The organism is Granulicatella sp. WM01, assembly GCF_004570605.1.
In the GTDB taxonomy this organism is placed as follows: domain Bacteria; phylum Bacillota; class Bacilli; order Lactobacillales; family Aerococcaceae; genus WM01.
The window spans coordinates 1-3,263 of the sequence record NZ_SPPB01000100.1; the positions used below are offsets into that span (position 1 = coordinate 1).

General features: G+C 31.2%; 1 protein-coding gene. It reads left to right on the plus strand.

Annotated elements, in window-relative coordinates; translation table 11 throughout:
• Positions 1–406: 406 nt before the first annotated feature.
• On the plus strand, positions 407–2,881 hold the full coding sequence (locus E4T68_RS08595) for a G5 domain-containing protein (RefSeq protein WP_135125995.1): 2,475 nt from the start codon (positions 407–409) through the stop codon (positions 2,879–2,881).
• The last annotated feature ends 382 nt before the right edge of the window (positions 2,882–3,263 follow it).

The following is a 3,263-nucleotide window of genomic DNA, read 5'->3' on the forward strand; positions in this document are numbered from 1 at the left end:
TGAAATAGTATAGCCCTCGTTTAATAATATTTCAATTTGACTTCTTTCTTTATCACTTAAGTGTTTATAGTGTCGTTTTGTGGTATAATGTACTTCAGACATGAAAATCTTCCTATCTATTTGGTTTGGCAACTTTAGTATAGCTGATTTTCATGTTTTTTTGTTTATTTTTATTTGTTGCACTTCATTTTACAACACGGGAATTAAATTTATGTATAAAGCGTTTCAATTTATTATTGTAATAGTTTTCATTTAGTAGTATAATGACAACAGGTGTTTATTTTGTTTGCTATTCAGAAAAAGGTATGAAAAAAATTGGGTGTATTTATTATCGTTATCATTACTATAATTTTAAAATGATAGTAAGCGTTTTAGACATCGAAGTTTAAATAAAGGAGAATACGATATGTATTATAATAAGAAAAGTGGCTTTTCTATGAAAAAATGTTCTCTAGGAATAGCGTTAATATTAGCAGGGGTAAGTACAGGAAATTATATTGTAAGAGCTGAGTCAACATCTCCTGTATCTATTGAAAATCGAAATGATGAGTCAATGGTTTCTGAAGAAGAATATAAACTAGAATTACAGAAAATTATTTCTATTGATGCAGGGAGAAAATATTTTTCGGTAGAACAAATTAAAGCAATTATCAATGAAGCTAGTAAGAATGGTTATACAGATGTTCATTTATTGCTTGGAAATGATGGATTAAGATTTATACTAGATGATATGGCCATTACTGCTGATGGTGTAACGTATTCAAGTGATGCAGTAAAAGAAGCGATTGAAAATGGAACAAATCGTTATTATAATGATCCAAATGGAAACCATTTAACACAAAGTGACATGGATGAGATTTTGTTATATGCTACTGAAAAAGGAATTCAGATTATTCCAGCCATAAATACTCCTGGGCACATGGATGCTATTTTAAATGCTATGGAATCATTAGGTATTGAGAACCCACGTTTTTCTTATCAAGGAAGAAAATCAGTAACAACAATTGACTTAAATAATACTAAAGCTATTAATTTTACTAAAGAATTAATCAAAAAATATGCTGCATATTTTTCAGGACAAGTCGATACATTTACTATTGGATTAGATGAGTATGCGAATGATGCGATAAAAAGAAGTAATGGATTTAAAGTTTTACAAGAAGATAAAAGCCAAGGAAAATCGGGATATTCAAAATTTATTGATTATGCAAATGACTTGGCTGCTATTGTAAAACAAAATGGAATGTCTCCTATGGCTTTTAACGATGGTATTTATTATAACAGTGATGAAAGTCATGGTACTTTTGATAAAGATATTATTGTGTCAATGTGGACAGGTGGCTGGAATGGTTATAATGTTGCATCATCTAAGTTCATTTCAGATAAAGGACACTTTATTATCAATACTAATGATGCATGGTATTATGTTTTAGGAAGAGATAGAACAGGTAGTGGTTGGTATAATTTGAAACAAGGATTAGATGGTATTGATAGCACACCGATTATAAATGTACCAAAATCACAAGGTGAAGATATTCCAATTTTAGGAAGTATGGTAGCTGTTTGGGCAGATTCTCCATCTGCAACATATAAACCAGAAAATGTGTTCCGTTTAATGAGAAGTTTTGCAGATAGAAATCCAGACTATTTTAGAGCGGATTATACATTAGTAAGTGAAGAATTAGCAAAAGCTCCAGGAAATCTTGAGGAATATACTTCTGAAAGCGTGAAAGCATATCAGGACATTGTTAAAGCTATTAATTGGAATTTAAGTCGTTCGAAACAAACGGATGTTGATCAATATGTAGAGCTTGTTAAAACTGCTCGTGAGGCTTTAGTTCCAATTCCACGTGAAGAGTATACAGTTACTGTATATGAAAATGATGTTGAAATTTCTTCTGAAACAAAACGAATGACTCAAGAAGAACTTGAAAAATATTTAGATGAAGTTATCAAAGCGGAAGTAGCGAAAGGAAGAGAATTACCTACAACCGAAAAAGAAAATAATCACTATAAATTGTATTTTATAAAAGCTGAAATCAAAACAGTAACAGAAGTTATTCCTTTTAAAACAGAAGAAAGACAAAATGCTGAACTAGACAAAGGAGAAAGACGTGTTGTTGTTCAAGGTGTTAATGGAGAACAAGAGGTTAGAGTTTCTATTAAACGAGTGAAAGGGGAAGAAAAACGTACTATTATTGGTACTAAGGTAGTTAAAGAACCTGTAAACGAGGTTATTGAAGTAGGAACGAAAGAAAAAACTCCAGAAAGTCCAAAAGAAAGTAAAACTGAAACGATAAAAGAAAGTATTCCTTTTGGAACAGAAGAAAAACAAAATGCGGAGTTAGCAAAAGGTGTGCGTCGTGTTGTTGTTCAAGGTGTCAATGGAGAAAGGGAAATAACATTAGCTATTGACACTGTAGACGGTAAAGAACAACGCAAATTGGTTAGTTCAAAAGTGATTAAAGAACCTGTAAACGAAATTATCGAAGTCGGTACAAAAGAAAATACTTTAGGCGTAACACCAAGTATTGAAATAACAACGGAAATTATTCCTTTTGAAACGAAAGAATTAAAAAATTCTACATTAGCAAAAGGTGTACGCCGTGTTATTGTTCAAGGTGTTAATGGAGAAAAAGAAATTAAAGTAGCTGTTACTGGAGAAACAAAACAAGTGATTGGGACACGTATTACAAAAGTGCCTGTAACTGAAATCGTTGAAGTTGGTACAAAAGATGAAGTTATAGAAACTAAACCCGTTGAAGATAAGAAAAATGTATTGCCATATACGGGAGAAGCACAATCATTTTTAGCTGTAGGCTTAGGTATCTTAATGGCAGGTATTGGTTTAATTTTATTTAGAAAAAAAGAACGTAAGTAATGCAGGCAGCCAATTTAAGTAATTGTAATGTTTTTAGGGTTTGTATATAAGCGAATTTTGATAATGTTAGTAATGAAATAATTGATGCTATGATAAGAGGTTATGCGAATAAAGTCATAATCTCTTTGTGATAATAAAAAAGAGGCTCTTCGTCAAATTATGTTGGTAAGTAAAAATTCCAGCAAATATTAAGTTGTTTTTTCTTAATAGGGCTAATTGTTTCTTTTCGAATCGGTATGCAGTTGTCAAGGTTTATAGCGTGAGCGTGCCTTGACAATAAGCATACTGATTTGATAGACTTTTCAGCCCATATTAAGATGGTTTAAATAATTTTTCTTGCACTAAAAATACTCGAGTTCGTAAATATGTAAAATATTTAAAC